Origin of the sequence: Rhodococcus sp. 008, from assembly GCF_001682295.1 — a bacterium.
In the GTDB taxonomy this organism is placed as follows: Bacteria; Actinomycetota; Actinomycetes; order Mycobacteriales; family Mycobacteriaceae; genus Rhodococcus_F; species Rhodococcus_F qingshengii.
In genome coordinates this window covers 2229528-2245217 of record NZ_CP012749.1, presented here as the reverse complement: position 1 = coordinate 2245217, position 15690 = coordinate 2229528, and the positions used below count along the sequence as shown (strand labels likewise).

15 protein-coding genes are annotated in these 15690 nt (G+C 63.7%); 7 read left to right on the top strand and 8 right to left on the bottom strand.

The features are described 5' to 3' along the window. Both AOT96_RS10560 and pknB read left to right on the top strand, forming a co-directional pair. Complete coding sequence (locus tag AOT96_RS10560) at nt 1–1359, top strand: protein kinase domain-containing protein (protein WP_019746232.1); 1359 nt, start codon at nt 1–3, stop codon at nt 1357–1359. After that, nucleotides 1356–3281 carry a Stk1 family PASTA domain-containing Ser/Thr kinase gene (gene pknB / locus AOT96_RS10555; protein ID WP_007729221.1) on the top strand — a complete coding sequence of 642 codons (1926 nt, stop codon included), beginning with the start codon at nt 1356–1358 and terminating at the stop codon, nt 3279–3281. The genes AOT96_RS10560 and pknB overlap by 4 nt, the downstream gene beginning before the upstream one ends. A gap of 57 nt (nt 3282–3338) precedes the next feature. Here the strand turns inward: pknB and AOT96_RS10550 are convergent, their stop codons facing one another. Continuing rightward, nucleotides 3339–4004, bottom strand: a complete 666-nt coding sequence (locus AOT96_RS10550) for an aminodeoxychorismate/anthranilate synthase component II (protein WP_003942537.1) — start codon at nt 4002–4004, stop codon at nt 3339–3341. 22 nt (nt 4005–4026) lie between these two features. Next, nucleotides 4027–4740, bottom strand: coding sequence for a DUF881 domain-containing protein (locus tag AOT96_RS10545; RefSeq protein WP_065351695.1), 714 nt, complete (start codon nt 4738–4740; stop codon nt 4027–4029). 102 nt (nt 4741–4842) lie between these two features. Here AOT96_RS10545 and crgA point away from each other — a divergent pair, with 102 nt between their 5' ends. Then, nucleotides 4843–5106, top strand: a complete 264-nt coding sequence (gene crgA / locus AOT96_RS10540) for a cell division protein CrgA (RefSeq protein ID WP_003942576.1) — start codon at nt 4843–4845, stop codon at nt 5104–5106. Between the two features lie 107 nt (nt 5107–5213). Further along, nucleotides 5214–5705 (top strand): PH domain-containing protein, encoded by a 492-nt coding sequence (locus tag AOT96_RS10535; protein ID WP_065351694.1) that lies wholly within the window; start codon nt 5214–5216, stop codon nt 5703–5705. Nucleotides 5706–5712: 7 nt separating this feature from the next. On the opposite strand, the gene AOT96_RS10530 is transcribed toward AOT96_RS10535, so the two are convergent. After that, nucleotides 5713–6561 carry a TauD/TfdA family dioxygenase gene (locus tag AOT96_RS10530; RefSeq protein ID WP_030536704.1) on the bottom strand — a complete coding sequence of 283 codons (849 nt, stop codon included), beginning with the start codon at nt 6559–6561 and terminating at the stop codon, nt 5713–5715. A gap of 106 nt (nt 6562–6667) precedes the next feature. Further along, nucleotides 6668–8035, bottom strand: coding sequence for an FAD-binding oxidoreductase (locus tag AOT96_RS10525; RefSeq protein ID WP_231915910.1), 1368 nt, complete (start codon nt 8033–8035; stop codon nt 6668–6670). Between the two features lie 139 nt (nt 8036–8174). Between AOT96_RS10525 and AOT96_RS10520 the strand changes: the two genes are divergently transcribed. Beyond that, nucleotides 8175–10040, top strand: coding sequence for a helix-turn-helix domain-containing protein (locus AOT96_RS10520; RefSeq protein WP_064113883.1), 1866 nt, complete (start codon nt 8175–8177; stop codon nt 10038–10040). Here the strand turns inward: AOT96_RS10520 and AOT96_RS10515 are convergent. Next, on the bottom strand, nt 10031–11374 hold the full coding sequence (locus AOT96_RS10515; protein WP_064113884.1) for an MFS transporter: 1344 nt from the start codon (nt 11372–11374) through the stop codon (nt 10031–10033). The genes AOT96_RS10520 and AOT96_RS10515 overlap by 10 nt on opposite strands. Before the next feature lie 304 nt (nt 11375–11678). Between AOT96_RS10515 and AOT96_RS10510 the strand changes: the two genes are divergently transcribed. After that, entirely contained in the window at nt 11679–12206 is a 528-nt protein-coding gene (locus tag AOT96_RS10510) for a lipoprotein LpqH (RefSeq protein ID WP_064113885.1), read from the top strand. A gap of 31 nt (nt 12207–12237) precedes the next feature. Here the strand turns inward: AOT96_RS10510 and AOT96_RS10505 are convergent, their stop codons facing one another. Further along, entirely contained in the window at nt 12238–13182 is a 945-nt protein-coding gene (locus AOT96_RS10505; protein WP_065351693.1) for a rhomboid family intramembrane serine protease, read from the bottom strand. Nucleotides 13183–13199: 17 nt separating this feature from the next. Continuing rightward, on the bottom strand, nt 13200–13727 hold the full coding sequence (locus AOT96_RS10500) for a peptidylprolyl isomerase (protein WP_007729190.1): 528 nt from the start codon (nt 13725–13727) through the stop codon (nt 13200–13202). 90 nt (nt 13728–13817) lie between these two features. Between AOT96_RS10500 and AOT96_RS10495 the strand changes: the two genes are divergently transcribed. Beyond that, entirely contained in the window at nt 13818–14270 is a 453-nt protein-coding gene (locus AOT96_RS10495) for a hypothetical protein (RefSeq protein WP_042453366.1), read from the top strand. Between the two features lie 57 nt (nt 14271–14327). Here the strand turns inward: AOT96_RS10495 and AOT96_RS10490 are convergent, their stop codons facing one another. After that, entirely contained in the window at nt 14328–15605 is a 1278-nt protein-coding gene (locus tag AOT96_RS10490; RefSeq protein ID WP_065351692.1) for a lipase family protein, read from the bottom strand. Nucleotides 15606–15690 lie beyond the last annotated feature (85 nt).

The following is a 15690-nucleotide window of genomic DNA, read 5'->3' as shown; positions in this document are numbered from 1 at the left end:
GTGGCGTTGAACAACGGCGCTTTGATCGCCGATCGTTACCGATTGATCCGTCTCATCGCCACCGGTGGGATGGGTCAGGTGTGGGAAGCCACCGACTCCCGGCTCAACCGTCGCGTCGCCGTCAAGGTACTCAAGTCCGAGTTCTCTTCCGATCCGGAGTTCTTGGAGCGCTTCCGCTTCGAGGCCCGCACCACCGCGCAGCTCAACCATCCCGGTATCGCCGGAATCTACGACTACGGCGAGACCCGCGACAGCTCGGGCGATTCCACGGCGTACCTGGTGATGGAACTCGTCAACGGTGAACCGCTCAACGCCGTCCTGGCGCGCGTCGGCCGCCTGGCGGTTCCGCATGCCCTCGACATGCTCGAGCAGACCGGCCGCGCCCTGCAGGTCGCACATGACGCCGGTGTCGTGCACCGCGACGTGAAGCCCGGCAACATCCTAATCACGCCGACGGGCCAGGTGAAGATCACGGACTTCGGCATCGCCAAGGCCGTCGAGAACTCGCCCGTCACGCGTACGGGAATGGTGATGGGCACCGCCCAGTACATCGCGCCCGAGCAGGCTCTCGGTCAGGACGCGACCGCGGCGAGTGACGTGTACTCGCTGGGAATCGTCGGATACGAAGCACTTTCGGGTCGACGCCCGTTCACCGGTGACGGCGCGCTCACCGTCGCGATGAAGCACGTGCAGGAAACCCCGGCTCCGATGCCGGCCGACCTGCCGCCGAACATCCGCGAGCTCATCGACATCACGTTGACCAAGGATCCGGCCGGCCGCTACGCCAGTGGCGGTGAGTTCGCCGACGCCGTTGCAGCCGTTCGGGCAGGGAGGCGTCCACCGCCGCCCGGTCTGCTCGCTACCGGTGCCGCGAGCGCGTTGCCGGCAACGGGTGCCACGCAGGTCATGCCGCCGACGTACGCGGGCCCGGTGACGGGCGCAGCTGTTGCGGACGACGCGGCAGCCGGCGGAATGACCAGTGGGCAGAAGGCCGTGGCATGGGCCGGCGGCGGATTGATCTTGTTGGCGTTGATCATCGGCGGAGTCTGGATCGCGACCGATGGTCCCAGCGACCCGACGCCGCCCGTCGTCACGTCCACGACGTTGCCGACCACCACGACGACCAAGCCCACCACCACAACGACTCGGCCCACGACGACGACCACCGAGCCGACAACAACGACGACTCGGCCGACGACAACCACGACCGAGCCGACAACCACAACGACAACGCCGACCACGACCACAACAACTCCGACGACCACAACCACCACCACGACGACAACGACGACCACAACGACCACTGAGCCGTTGGCGGATCCCGGAGACGCTGAAGAACCGCTAGGACAAGACCAATGACGACACCCCGCAATCTCTCCTCCCGCTACGAGCTGGGTGAGATTCTCGGCTTCGGCGGAATGTCCGAGGTTCACCTGGCGCGCGACCTTCGACTCAGCCGCGACGTCGCGATCAAGGTGCTGCGTGCAGACCTCGCGCGCGATCCCACGTTCTACTTGCGGTTCCGTCGTGAGGCGCAGAACGCTGCTGCGCTGAACCATCCGGCGATCGTGGCCGTCTACGACACCGGTGAAGCCGAGACCGACGCCGGGCCGCTGCCGTACATCGTCATGGAGTACGTCGACGGCGACACGTTGCGTGACATCGTGCGCAGCACCGGGCCGATGGCTCCGCGCAAGGCGATGGAAGTGATCGCGGACGTCTGTGCGGCTTTGGACTTCAGCCACCGCAACGGCATCGTGCACCGCGACGTCAAGCCCGCCAACATCATGATCAACCGTGCCGGCGCCGTGAAGGTGATGGACTTCGGTATCGCCCGTGCCATTTCCGACGCGTCGAGCCCGATGACGCAGACGGCCGCCGTGATCGGCACCGCTCAGTACCTCTCGCCGGAGCAGGCGCGCGGTGAGCAGGTGGACGCGCGTTCGGACGTGTACTCGCTCGGTTGTGTGCTGTTCGAGATTCTGACGGGCGAGCCGCCCTTCAAGGGTGATTCACCGGTCGCCGTGGCGTACCAGCATGTTCGTGAAGATCCGCAGACGCCGTCGGAGATCAATCCCGACATTCCGCGCGAGCTGGATTCGATCATTCTCAAGGCGATGAGCAAGAACCCGGCCAACCGTTACCAGAGCGCCGGCGACATGCGCAGCGACTTGGTGCGTGTCCTGGGCGGTCAGCGTCCGAGTGCGCCGATGGTGATGAACGACGAGGACCGCACCACCATCCTCGGCGCCGTCGGCTCCGACACCGGGAACTACCGCACTGCTCCCGATCCGGTCGAGCCGGTTGCTGCGAGGACAACTCGCGCCGCCGAGCCGCCTGCCAAGAAGAAGGGCGGACGCTACGCCCTGATGGGCATCGCGGCGCTTCTGGTGATCGGTCTGGTGACGTTCTTCCTCATTCGGGTGAACTCGCCGAAGGTCGAGATGGTGACCGTTCCGGGTGACCTGACCAACCAGCCCGCCGACGTCGCCGAGGCGACGCTGACCAACGCCGGATTCCAGGTGGAGCGTCAGCAGAAGACGGACAAGGTGATCGCCGCCGGAAACGTCATCACGACGCGTCCGGTTGCCGGGGTGCGCATCGAGAAGGGCAGCACCGTCACCATCGACGTGTCCACCGGCCCCGAGCAGGTCGCGATCCCACGCCTGACCGGGCTGAGCCAGGACGACGCGGAGAAGAAGCTCAACTCCGTCGGACTCCGACTTGATCCGACCATCGGCAAGGCGGCATCGACCGTCGCCGAGGTCGACAAGATCGTCAATCAGGACCCGGCCGTCGGAGTGTCGGTTGTTCTCGATTCCGCGGTCTCGATCACCGTCGGCACCGGACCGGAGCAGGTTCGTGTCCCGGACGTCACCGGTCAGCGTGAAGAGGTGGCGAGGCCCAACATCGAAGGTGCCGGGTTCGTCGTCCAGATCACGGAGATCGATTCGGGTCTGCCGAAGGGACAGGTCGTTTCGACCGACCCGACCGGCGGCACGTCGGCCACCAAGGGTTCGACCGTGACGCTACGAGTATCCAACGGCAACCAGGTCGCGATGCCTGATCTGACCAACAAGACGGTGTCGGAGGCGTTGAGCACGCTTCGCGCAGCCGGTTGGGCGGGAACCGCTTCGCAGCTGGTTCAGAACCAGAGCACGACGCTCACCCCGGAAATGGTGGGCAAGATCGTCTCGCAGACCCAGCCTCCGGGCTCGGAGATCTCCAAGGACGCGGTCATCACCGTCAGCGTCGGAGCGCTCGGAATCCCCGGCCGCTAGCAAAGCGAAAAAGTGCCTCCCGGAGATTTCCGGGAGGCACTTTTTTGTTGACAGGTGTCAGAGAATTGCGGGCAATGCGCCACCGAGCGCCGACGCGACCTCGGCCTCGAGAGCTGCGACGAGCCCTTCCGGAGGCGCCTCACCGCAGACTGCGAGCCAGTTCGCGAGCATCCGGTGTCCACCCTGAGTGAGGACGGACTCCGGGTGGAACTGGACGCCGTGAATCGGCAGTTCGCGGTGACGCATCGCCATCACGACGCCGCTCTCGGTGTGGGCGGTCACCTCGAGTTCCTCGGGAATGGTGTCCTCGAGAACCGTCAGCGAGTGGTAGCGGGTAGCGGTGAACGGATCGGGCAGTCCGGCCAGGACGCCGACGTCCTTATGGTGAACCAGACTCGTCTTGCCGTGAAGCAGTTCGGGCGCGCGGTCGACGGTTCCGCCGAAAGCCGCACCGATCGCCTGGTGTCCGAGGCAGACGCCGAGCAGCGGAGTCTTGGTGTCGGCGCAGACCTTCACCAGATCCATCGTCGCTCCCGCGCGCTGCGGAGTTCCGGGGCCCGGGCTCAGGAGAATGCCGTCGAACTGCGCTACTGCACCTTCGAGGTCTGCCGTCAGTTGTGGATCGTCGTTGCGCCAGACCACGGCTTCGGTTCCGAGCTGGCCGAGGTACTGCACCAGGTTGAACACAAAGCTGTCGTAGTTGTCGACGACGAGAATCCTCATGAGAGCAGGGTAAACGCCTGTGCTATCTGCCGGTATAGGCGGGGACCGTGATCTGCGACGGCGTCGCCTGCGTGTACCCGAGGCCGAAGCGGGTCGCGTACTGCTTGTAGATCCGAATGCCCGGTTCGGCAGCGAGTGCCGCCTCGAGGCGCGCGACGTCGCCGATGGCACTCATCACGTACGGCGGGCTGTAGGTACGTCCGTGAAGAAGGAGGGTGTTTCCGATGCACCGCGGCGCCGACGTACTGATGATCCGTTGGTCCTGCATGCCCACCGCTTCGGCACCGCCCGCCCACAGTGCGTTCAGGACGCTCTGGACGTCCTGCTGATGCACGACGAGGTCGTCCGGGGTGGCGTCGACCGGGTACTTGCCGTCGGCGTTGCGTGGGGCGTCCGTCATCGTGACCACGACGCCGGGGCCGGTCATCTCCGTCAGTCCCGCGTCGGCGGAGATGTTCTTGATGTCACCGAGCGCGGCGGCCACTCCGGCGTCGGACCGAGCCGCGTCTTGCTGCAGCGAATCGAGCTGAGCGGCAAGTTCGTCCCGGTCGGCCGAAACTTTTTCGGCATTGGCCTGGGCGCTGCGGACCAGATCGGAGAGCCTGGTGCTTTCGGTGACCTGCAGCTGGTTTTCCTCGGCGGATCGTTGCGCCGTAGCGACCATCAGACCGGCTACCAGGCAGACGGCAAGTACACCGATGTGCCAGACGGTTCGTGAAGATTCACCCGAAGACACGTGGCTCCTCCCGGATTGTGCAGGTCGGCCGGTGACCAACTGGACACAGCTACGTTAGCGTGTAGGTAACACATGCAGGTCACACCGTAGAGCGAGGACGTCATGCCCAAGTCGAAGGTCCGTAAGAAGAACGACTACACAGTCAACCCGGCAAACCGCACTCCGGTGAAGGTGAAGATGGGTCCGTCGAGCACGTTGTACGTCTCGGTGATGCTCGGATTCATGCTCGTCGGCCTGGCGTGGCTGATTGTGTACTACTTGGCCGCGGATTCGATCACGTGGATGAACGACTTGGGAAACTATAACTTCCTCGTCGGCTTCGGCTTCATGGTTGTGGGTCTTGTGATGACCATGAGATGGCGCTGACCAGCGAGTATCTGATTCGACTCGAATCGTGACCGTCTCTCAATTACATGGGTGTCATTCATCCCCATTGTGGATAACCCCTGTGGACAACCTAGGAAGTTATCCACATGCTCGAGGATGAATTTCATCCACAGCCTCGTGACAACGTCACGGAGGTGATCTCGTGGGCCACTCCGATGGGTGTTGTCTACGCGATGTTCGGCGGCGGAATTGCCCTCGCGATCGCCTCGATCGTCGCGCCCACGGAGCCGGCCGGACGCTTCCTGCTCGCCCTCGCGGTGATCGGGCTGTTCGTAATGGGCGGACTCGCCCTGCGTCAGCGTCCCCGCCTGGCTGTGATCGAGGACGCGGGAACCAAGTCGATCGCAGTGCAGCGACTGCGCGCCCGCCACGAGTTCACCCGCGAACAGATCGACCGGGTCCGTCTCGTCCGCTACCCGCGTCTGGGTCGACGCGTCCCGATGCTCGAGATCGACATCGTCGACCGTCCCACCGACACGGAGAAGCTGTTGATCTTCGGACGCTGGGATCTCGGCACATCACCGGAGGACGTCCTGGACGTGCTCGCCGTTCACGGTTTGGTGCCGCCCGAGAAATAAGCGCGGGTTACATGGCCAGTGCCGCGAGGTCCGGCTGCACGATGTCGAGAGCCTGCTGCGGCACCGCGACTGCGTCGCTCGACCATCCCCAGATCGAGTACAGCTCACGGCCGGGGTCGGTGTATCCGTCGCGGCCGTGCAGTACCCGGTAGTTGTCGATGCAGATCATCTCGCCGGCTTCGGCGCGGAACATCGGACCGCTGTCTCGCACGTGAATCACGGCCTCACTCCACTGCTTCACCAGCGGCCACTGCGCTACTTCCGATTCGCCGGCGATCGGCGCGAGGTACGGGTGATAGCGAACCTGGTTGCGTCCACTCGGCACCGTCCTGGCGATCGGCGCAAATGTGTTCTGCGGGAAGTTCGGTTCCGAATGGTCGATGTCTGTGCTCCAACAGAATTCGGCCAGCTCCGCTGTTGCGGGATCGAAGGCGAGCAATTGGGTCAGTTTGACCGCGTCGATGAGAAACGAGTCGCCGCCACTCGGGTACGCCGGGCGCTTGCACCACAGAAACAGATAGTCGGGCGCGTAGTCACCGAACGCAAAACCGTCGTTGTGGGCAGTCATCCGCTCGCCGGAGATGCCGAACGAGCGCTTGCGGCCGCGTTCGTCCACCGGTTGCGTGTCGACGACAGCGGCTTCGGCATCCTGACTTTTGGCGCTCGCCTCGAACTGGCGGCCGACGCGAATGCACTTCTCACCGAGCAACTTCGACGCGAAGGCAATGGCATCTTCCTCGGTGTGCAGGCCACCGAACACCGCGGCGCCGTCGAGAGCGATTGCCGCCCGGACGGCCTCGACCGTCTCCACGCGCCGCGGAACAACACTTGCCAGCGTCAAATCGGAAGAGAACATTCATGACTCCATACGTCGAGTTGGCCAAACGGTTCAACTCGAGCGTAGGAACTCGTCATTTCGACGGCGTAACTCCGGAAACCGATTCGGTTACGGAGCCAGCCTTTCAGATCACCTTGCCCGGGTTCATGATTCCGTGAGGGTCGAGTGCGCCCTTGATTGCATGATGCATCGCGACGACGGCCGGTGACAGTTCCTGTTCCAGGCCACCCATCTTCAGTAGGCCGACGCCGTGCTCACCGGTGACGGTTCCGCCCAACTCGAGGGCGTTGTCGATGATCTCGGCAAAAGCGGCCTGAGCGCGCTTCCGCGCCGCTTCGTCGTCGTGTGGCGTGATCAGCAGCGGGTGCAGGTTGCCGTCACCCGCGTGCGCGATGTTCGCGATGTGCGTGTCGTGCCGGGCCGAAATGGCCTCAATCCGTGCCAACATCTCCGGGACCGCTGCCTTGGGGACACAGATGTCCTCTGTGAGCACCGGGCCGAGCCGCTCGAGGGCGGGGTATGCCAGACGCCGGGCGGAGAACAGGGCGTCGGCTTCCTCCTGGTCGGTGGATCTGGCGCTCCAGGTAGCTCCAGAGCGGTTGAAGCAGGCCAACATTCGCTCGGCTTCGGCGTCGCCGATCTCGCCAGGTGTGTCGATGCGGCCGAGCAGGACCACCTCGGCGTCAGCCGAGAGGCCCATGTTCTTCCAGGCATCGACGGCAAGGAGACACTGCCGATCGATCAACTCGAGGGCCGACGGCGTGAGACCGTCTGCGGCGACGGCTTCGACGGCCTTGCCCGCAGCAACGATGGAGTCGAAGTATCCGACGATGGTGCGTTCGGGATCGCGCTGAGGACGAAGCTTGACGGTCACCTCGGTGATCACCCCGAGAGTGCCTTCGGAGCCGACCATGAGCGCCGAGAGATCAAACCCAGCCACTCCCTTGGCAGTTCGACGCCCGAGTCGAACCAGCTCACCGGTTCCGGTGACCACCTGCATGCCCAGTACGTAGTCCTTGGTGACGCCGTACTTGACGCAACACAGGCCGCCGGCATTGGTCGCGACGTTGCCGCCGATCGTCGACCAGGGTGCGCTCGCCGGATCGGGTGGATACCAGAGGCCGTGCTCAGCGCAGGCGTCGCGGAGGTGATCGTTGACCACTCCGGGTTCGACCACGGCCAAACGCTCGAGGGTGTTGATCTCCTTGATGGCGTTCATCGCGTCGAAGGCGATCACGACGCCGCCGGCGACTGCGTTGGCTCCGCCCGACAGACCGGTTCCGGCGCCGCGCGTGACGACGGGCGCACCGTGGGCGATGCACGCCTGCACAACTGTCTGTACCTGCTCGGCTGTGCGCGGGCGGACCACTGCGACAGGCATCTCGTAGGGAGCCCACTCGGCGTCGTCGTGGATGTAGCTCGCCATGATGTCGGGGTCGGTGATCAGTCGATCCGCATCGATCTGCGAGCCGAGCGCCTCGAGGAGTGTCATGCCTCCACGATAGTGACGGCCGCTACACCACCCCATGTAGATTTACTCCGAGAAACCGGAAACCGTATGGACATTTTCTCCATACTCACCATTGGTCTGACGAGTTGGTCTGACAAGTTGGTCTGACAAGGGAGCGCGGATGCACGAGAACTGGCTACAGCTTCTCCTGGCCGAGGCATCCACCGAGGAACTGATCGAACACCGCGATCAGTTGGCCGCTGGGTCAGGCCCCGAGGTCGCCGCCGAGATCGAGCGAGAAGCCCGATCGGCGCTTCAACTACGAAGTCTCCTGGCTCAGCGCCGACAGCGCGCCACCGAACTCGGGGCACTCAACGACATCGCGTCGCTGCTGACCACGATGCACGATCACCACGCCCTCCTGCAGGAGATCGTGGATCAGGCCAAACGACTACTCGGCGTCGACCTTTCATACCTTGCTCTCATTCACGACGACATCTTGATCATCGAAGTCACGAGCGGTGCGTACACGTCCCAGCTACTCGGCCTCACGGTTCCCTTCCGCGAAGGTCTGATCGGTCGCGTGGTCGAGAACTCTTCTCCTGCTTGGTCTCCCGACTACCGAAACGATCCCTCGTTTGCACACATCGGACCGGCCGACGACGCAGCGCGAGCCGAGAACATGCGCGGCCTGCTGGCTGTGCCGCTGACCTTGAACGGCAAGATCCTGGGTGCCCTGTGCGCGTGCAAACGTCAAGAGCGCCGATTCGGCAACGAGGAAGTTGCGTTGCTGTCCGCCCTCGCAGCCCATGCCTCGGTGGCCATCGAGAATGCCCGCTCTCTCGAACGCTATCGCGCGACGGTTGCGGAAGTGAACGCCGCGAACACCGAACTTGCCAAGCGCACAGCACTTCTCGAACAGACACTGACTTGGGATCGTTCGCTCACTCAGGTTGTCCTGCGCGGCGGCGGTGTTCGCGAACTCGTGGAGGAAACCTCGGCGTCGACGGGCTCGCCCGTGTTCTTCGTGACCGGAACATCCGAGATCCCACCGGGACTGCAACGGGTGAGCGAGAGCGCGCATCGGGTCTTCGACATCCTTGCCGCCGACCGACGCGAGCAGGAAGTGACGCTTATCGTCGGTGAGCAGTTCCTGTTCGCCACCGAAGTACGCAGTGCCGGTGACCAACTCGGAGTTCTGTTCCTACTCTCGCGCCAGGAACCCACCGCCGCCATGAGATTGGCACTCGAAAGGTCTGCTCCCGCCATTGCGCTGGCACTGGTCGGCGAACGGGCAGCCCGGGAAGCCACCCGCCGAGCACGCGATGCATTTCTGGTCGATCTGATCACCAGGCCTGCGCCGACGCCGGCCGAGGTCACCGGTCAGTTCCGCCTGGCCGGGCTCAATCCTGACCGCTCGTACACCGTCGTGGTGGCCCGCCCGGCCGACGCCGTCGACCGTGCGCGTCGCAGTATCGAGGAAATTGCATTCCCCTCGGGAACCGTTGTTGCCGAACATGGTTCACGAGTCATCGCACTGATTCCCGGAATGTCACCGGCAGCAGTTGCGGCGGCGTGGGTTCAGCCGGCGGAGAACCCGACCGTCGGAATCGCCGATCCCGCGGTGGGAGCGGAAGCTCTGGCGCGAGCCTATGTCGAGGCACAGCACACCGTCGACGTCCTCGAGACTCTCGGGCGGGCCTCCCACGTGGAGCCGGCAAGTTCACTCGGTATCTACCGAATTCTCCTCAGCCGCACCGGCCGCGAAGAACTCGAATCGCTGACGCAGCGGTCCCTCGGTCCTCTCCTCGAGGAGGAGCAACGACGCGGCGTTCCGCTATTGGACACCCTCGCGTCGTACCTGTCACACAATTGCAAGCATTCTGCGACCGCCGCCGCGCTCGCGATTCACGCCAACACTCTGTACCAACGGCTCGAGTCGATCGACAGGTTGATCGGTACACAGTGGCGTCAGCCGGACCAGGCGCTCGATCTTGCGCTCCTGATCCGGCTGCGTGCCAGTGCCGGGAAACTCGGTCAGATCTGAACGGGCTTGCTCGATCGCTTTGCCAGCGCCACCACAAGGATTGCGGCACAGAGCATCACGGCGCCCACCACCCACAGTCCTGCCTTGGCATTTCCGGTCACATCGGTGAGCCAGCCGGTGATGTACGGAGCACCGAAGCCCGACGCATTGCCGATCGAGTTGATCATGGCGATGCCCGCGGCCGCGCTGGCACCCGTCAGGAACGTGGTGGGAAGGTACCAGAATACGGGGAGTGCACACAGCACGCCGACGGCGGTGAGCGAGACCGCGATCATGACGGTGAACGGTGAATCCAGGTACAGCGCAATCGGAATGGATACCGCGCCCAGGAGCGTCGGGGCTGCAACGTGCCACATTCGTTCACCGGTCTTGTCGGAATGGCGGCTCCACAGCACCATCGCGACAGCGCCGATCGCGTAGGGGACGGCCACGATCAGGCCTGTCTCGACGAGCGAGAAATCGGTGTCGAACGTCTGCTTGAATCCCGCGACGATGCTGGGCAGGAAGAAGCTCAAAGCGTAGAGCCCGTACGTGATTCCGAAGTAGACCAGACCGAAACCGATGACGCGGGGATCACGCAGGGTCTTACCGGCCGACTGGTGACCAGCGTCGCCGAGTTCTTTTTCCTCGTCCGCCATGGACTTCATCAGCCAGGTGCGCTCCTCGAGGGTCAACCACTTTGCGTCGGCGGGACGATCGGTGAGGTAGAACCAGACGACAAACGCCAAGATCACGGCGGGCAGACCCTCGATCAGGTACATCACGCGCCATCCGGCGAGGCCGAACAGTCCGTCGCCGTACTGGATGATTGCGGCCGAAAGCGGGGCACCGAGCGCCGACGAGAGCGGAAGTGTCAGCAGGAACAAGCCCATCAGGCGTACGCGGTACTTCTTCGGGAACCAGAAGGTCAGGTAGAGAAGAACTCCGGGGAAGAAGCCGGCCTCGGCGATGCCCAGCAGAATGCGGAGGAAATATAGGCTGCCCACGTTAGGCACGAATGCCAGCGCAGCGGCAAGGATGCCCCAGGTGAGCATGATCCGCGCGATCCACAGCCGGGCGCCGAAGCGGTGCAGGGCCAGGTTGCTCGGCACCTCGAACAGCAGATAGCCGACGAAGAAGAGACCGGATGCGAGCCCGAACATCGTCTCGGTCATACCGAGGTCGGCGCTCATGGTGAGCTTGGCGAAAGCGATGTTCGTACGATCCAGATAGTTCACGAAATAGAGCAGGATCAGGAAGGGAATCAGCCGGCGCGCTACCTTCTTCACCACGCGAGTTTCGATCTCGCTCGGCGCAACCCCACCGTCAGTGGTGGTGCTATCGGTGGAGGTCATTGCAGGGGTACTCCTCGGAAAAGGTCAGCGTTGCTATCTACGAAGTGACTCAAGCCACAGTAGAAGCACGACCGAGCCCAACCTATGTGGACAATCTCTACAGAAGCCGTCTCTGCATGTACGATTGCTCCCAAAGATCCGGCAGATGATCCCGGGCCGCCCGACGAACGTCCCTGAACAGTCGAAGGCGACAAACCCGTCTGAGCTGGGGTTTTAGAGCTACGAGCACCAAGTCACTGGCTAGTGTTGTCGGCGAAACAGCCAGAGCAAGTGCGGACGCACCGCATGACTTGAAGGACAGAACATGACGAAGTTGGTTCGGACCACGATGACCCGCCGGTCCTCCACCGCAGTCGCTGCCACCCTCGCGGCGGTCGCTCTATTCGCCTCCGCCTGCGGCAGCGACTCCGACAAGACCAACTCCGACAAGAGCGCTGCCGGCGCCTCGTCCGCTACATCCTCGGCCACCGTCGGCGGGAAGACGCTCGACGCCAAATTCGAGACGAAGTGCGCAAAGGACGGCGGCACGACAGTTATGACACTGCTCGACGCGGAAAATGCCACCTACGGCATGTTGACCGTCTCAGCCATCGTCGATGAATCGGGCACGGTTCAGACTGCTGGAATCGCCGGAAGCGAGGGTGGATCGAACGGTCTGCCGTACACCGCCGGATACGCACCGGGACTGCCCGGCGGATCTGCCAGTGCCAAGCAGAACGGCAATACCTTCGTGGTGACGGGCGAGGGAATCGGCGCCCGGGACAAGGGCAACCCGACGGAGACGTCGAGCTTCGAGATCACGTTCGCCTGCGAGTCCATCATCGGCGGCTGAGCCATAGAACGGCTGGGCCCTAGGATTCTTGCTAGCTGATTCCCAACTGTTCGCGCAGTTGGACGACGCGGAGCACGATGACTCCCAACGTCACCACAGTGACGGCACCAAAAGCGATCCAGCCGATCCGCACTGCTTTCACGCGGTTCTCACCGGCGCCCAACCACTGTGGGGCGTACAGGAATGCAGCGGCCGTTGCGGCACCTGCCACCAGACCTCCCGCGTGACCCCAGAACGAGATCCCGGGCAGCGAAATGCTGATGATCACATTGATCGCGATCACCGAGATGATCGGGACCGGGCTTCGACGCAAACGCAATAGAAGGACGGCCTGTGCGCCCATGATGCCGAAGATCGCACCCGACGCCCCAGCAGTCCAGGACAGGGCCGTGAGCGAAGAGAACACCGGCTGGAATGCCATCACCGAGGCGGAACCGCCGAGAAGCGAAACCAGGTAGATGCCGATGTACCTCGAGCGGCCCATCACGATTTCGGTGTCGCGGCCCAGGATGTAGAGGGCGTACATATTGACCGCGAGGTGCAAGATGCCGAAGTGCAAGAACCCGGAGCCGATGAGCCGGAACCAGTCACCGCTGGCGACGAGCCCCGGATTGAGTGCCCAGTTCGCGAAGATCGACGAGCCGACCTGATTGTTCATGATGCTTCGCGACTGCGCGAAGGTGGCGAGGAACGCCAGGACGTTGAGCCCCATCAAGGTGTACGTCACGACCGGGACCGCACGGGTGGGGCTCACGGTGTTTCCGGCGACGCCCCGAACGGGGCGGACATCACGCTGACCGGCAGCTACACAGTCAACACATTGGTATCCCACCGCCGCCTCGCGGAGACAGTCCGGGCACGCCGGTCGTCCACAACGATTGCAGGAAAGTGCGGTAGGTCGATCTGGATGGCGGACGCACCGCGGTTGGGGCGGGATGCCCTCACTCGCACCGCCGCCCCAACCGGGGTTCGTCATCTGCTTGTTTTACCTGTTCAGGAGATGGTGATGCTGTTGATCACGACGGGCTCGACCGGACGATCGCCACGATCGACGGCGGTGGAGGAGATAGCGTCGACAACCTTCTTGGAATCGTCGTCGAGAACCTCACCGAAGATGGTGTGGCGACGGTTCAGGTGCGGCGTCGGGCCGGTGGTGATGAAGAACTGCGAGCCGTTGGTTCCCGGGCCTGCGTTGGCCATGGCCAGCAGGTAGGAGCGGTCGAACTGCAGTTCCGGGTGGAACTCGTCACCGAACTTGTAGCCCGGGCCGCCGGTGCCGGTTCCGGTGGGGTCGCCACCCTGGATCATGAAGCCGTCGATGACGCGGTGGAAGATGGCACCGTCGTAGAACGGGCCGGTCTTGGTGCCGGCGGCGTTTGCGGTGGTGTACTCCTTCGAGCCGTCGGCGAGGCCGACGAAGTTTTCGACGGTCTTCGGCGCATGGTTGCCGAACAGAGCGATCTTGATGTCGCCGCGGTTCGTGTGCAGCGTTGCGGTTGCGGTCTGATGAGTTGAAGTCACACCACCATCGTGCCATTGCCGGCGTTCTCGCGGATGTCGCCCCGCAAAAGTCTCCCTGTCCTCGCCCCACTGTTATGGCACAGTGAAGTCATGACACGAGTGACCGAGTCCCTCAGCACGCAGTTGCCCGACACCTTCGATCACGCGCGCGCCCGCGTCGAGGACACCTTCGACGAGACTGCCGCCTACCTCGAAGAGACAGCGGCTCGCATCAAGGAGTCCGAGGCAGCCGACAACGCTCGCCGTATCGCCGCGGTGGTCGCGACGTCGGTCGCTCGCGGCGCTGGGCAGGTCGGGTTGTTCCTGGGCCGTCAGGGCAAAGTCCTCGCCAAGAAGGGCGTCGAGCGCGCAAAGGCTATCCCCACGAAGTCCGCGGAACGCACCGAGAAGCCTCGCGGCCGCAAGCGCGTCACGGTGTTCGTCATCGCCGGTGTCGCGGTGATCGGTGGCGCGGTGTTCTTCAAGAGCCGCCGACGCGAGCATCCGCCGGTCGCTTCCGCACCCCCTCGCCTCGAGGAGAACTCGGCCGAGAAGACCGCTTAGTCGACATACGAAAAGCCCCGGAACAGATTGTGTTCCGGGGCTTTTCGATGTTCACATTCAGCAGTTGGACGGTGCCGGGACGTTGTTGAAGCGATCGATCATGTATCCGATGGATTCGGGGGTACCCACCAGGTACGGCGTCGCGTGATTGATTGCCAGTCCCGGAATGATCGGGGGCAGTTCGTTGACGGAGAACTGCACCGTTGCACCCTTGCCGCACCAGTCTCGCGCCAGTTGCTGTCCCTGGCCGAACGGAACGATGTCATCGGAGCGGCCATGCTGAATGAGCACGGGCGACTCCGGCGTCAGCTTGCCGATCTTCTGCTCGTCGAGGATCGCCTGCGCCATGGGCAGACGGGCCAGAACCGCGGACAGTGATTCACCGGAATTGGTGAAGCTCGACGACTGCTGAAAGCCGAACTGCAATCCACTTTCGGCGACGCACTGGTTCTTGGTGGCGGCCAAAATCTGTCGGCCACGATCGTTGATCTCGGCGTCGAGCAGCGGCTGAACCTCGGGGTACTGCGCAAGGATCCCGTTGAGCGCGTAGCCGATCACTCCGGTGAGAAACGTGCCGTCGACCTGCTGCAGCGTCGCCGCCAGATCGGCGGGCGGTGCACCTGCGTAGGTGCCCTTGAGATCAAGCTCGGGAGCGTACGACGGCTTCAATTCCGTTGCGGCAGCGGCAGCTCCTCCACCTTGCGAGTAACCCCACAGTCCGACGGGGCCGTCGGCGGGAATGCTCGTGTTCGGGAGTTGCTGAGCGGCTCGCACCGAGTCCAGAACGGCGTGCGCTTCGGCTTCACGGTTGACGTAGGTGTGATCGCCCGGAGTTCCGAGGCCCTCGTAATCGGTGACGACGACGGCAATGCCGTTGAGCAGCAACGTGTTCACCCAGATGGACTCGTAGCCGACCATGACGTCCGTCGGGAACTGGTACTCGATACCGGTGTTGAACAGCTTGGACGGTGCGCATTGATCGCCCTGCCCATGCGTTCCCACCGCTGCGGCAACCAGTGGACGCGCCCCCTGCCCGGTCCACGGGTTCGACGGTTCGAGATAGGTGCCCGTCACGGCAACGGGGGCGCCCTTGGCGTCCTCGCTTCGGTACATGATCTTGGTGGCGGTTGCCGGCCACGCACCGTTCGATCCGGGCACGCTCAGCAGCAGTGGTGACGGCTCACTCTTGATGAGATCTCCGTTGGCACCTGCCGGAAGCTCCGACGGCGGCGTGTAGAAATCCGCCGGCTCCGCCGTTGCGGCAGGGGCCGTCACAGCACCCATGACCAGTGCCGCGACGGAGACCCCGGCCGCCCACCATGCTCTGCTCTTCACGTTTCGATCTCCCCACGTTCGCCTGCGCTGTGGCTTGGCACACAGCGAACGCAGAGTAACACATACCTCACGTAACACTTTTTGG

Excerpts from the sequence above, each read along its gene's own strand:
- AOT96_RS10525 (WP_231915910.1), bottom strand. The coding sequence starts at position 8,035 with ATGACACTCCTCGAGGCGCTCGGCTCGCAGATCGATGCGGATCGACTG.
- AOT96_RS10505 (WP_065351693.1), bottom strand. The coding sequence starts at position 13,182 with ATGACGAACCCCGGTTGGGGCGGCGGTGCGAGTGAGGGCATCCCGCCC.
- AOT96_RS10515 (WP_064113884.1), bottom strand. The coding sequence starts at position 11,374 with ATGACCTCCACCGATAGCACCACCACTGACGGTGGGGTTGCGCCGAGC.
- AOT96_RS10550 (WP_003942537.1), bottom strand. The coding sequence starts at position 4,004 with ATGAGGATTCTCGTCGTCGACAACTACGACAGCTTTGTGTTCAACCTG.
- AOT96_RS10510 (WP_064113885.1), top strand. The coding sequence starts at position 11,679 with ATGACGAAGTTGGTTCGGACCACGATGACCCGCCGGTCCTCCACCGCA.
- AOT96_RS10535 (WP_065351694.1), top strand. The coding sequence starts at position 5,214 with ATGCTCGAGGATGAATTTCATCCACAGCCTCGTGACAACGTCACGGAG.
- AOT96_RS10520 (WP_064113883.1), top strand. The coding sequence starts at position 8,175 with ATGCACGAGAACTGGCTACAGCTTCTCCTGGCCGAGGCATCCACCGAG.
- AOT96_RS10495 (WP_042453366.1), top strand. The coding sequence starts at position 13,818 with ATGACACGAGTGACCGAGTCCCTCAGCACGCAGTTGCCCGACACCTTC.
- pknB (WP_007729221.1), top strand. The coding sequence starts at position 1,356 with ATGACGACACCCCGCAATCTCTCCTCCCGCTACGAGCTGGGTGAGATT.
- crgA (WP_003942576.1), top strand. The coding sequence starts at position 4,843 with ATGCCCAAGTCGAAGGTCCGTAAGAAGAACGACTACACAGTCAACCCG.
- AOT96_RS10530 (WP_030536704.1), bottom strand. The coding sequence starts at position 6,561 with ATGTTCTCTTCCGATTTGACGCTGGCAAGTGTTGTTCCGCGGCGCGTG.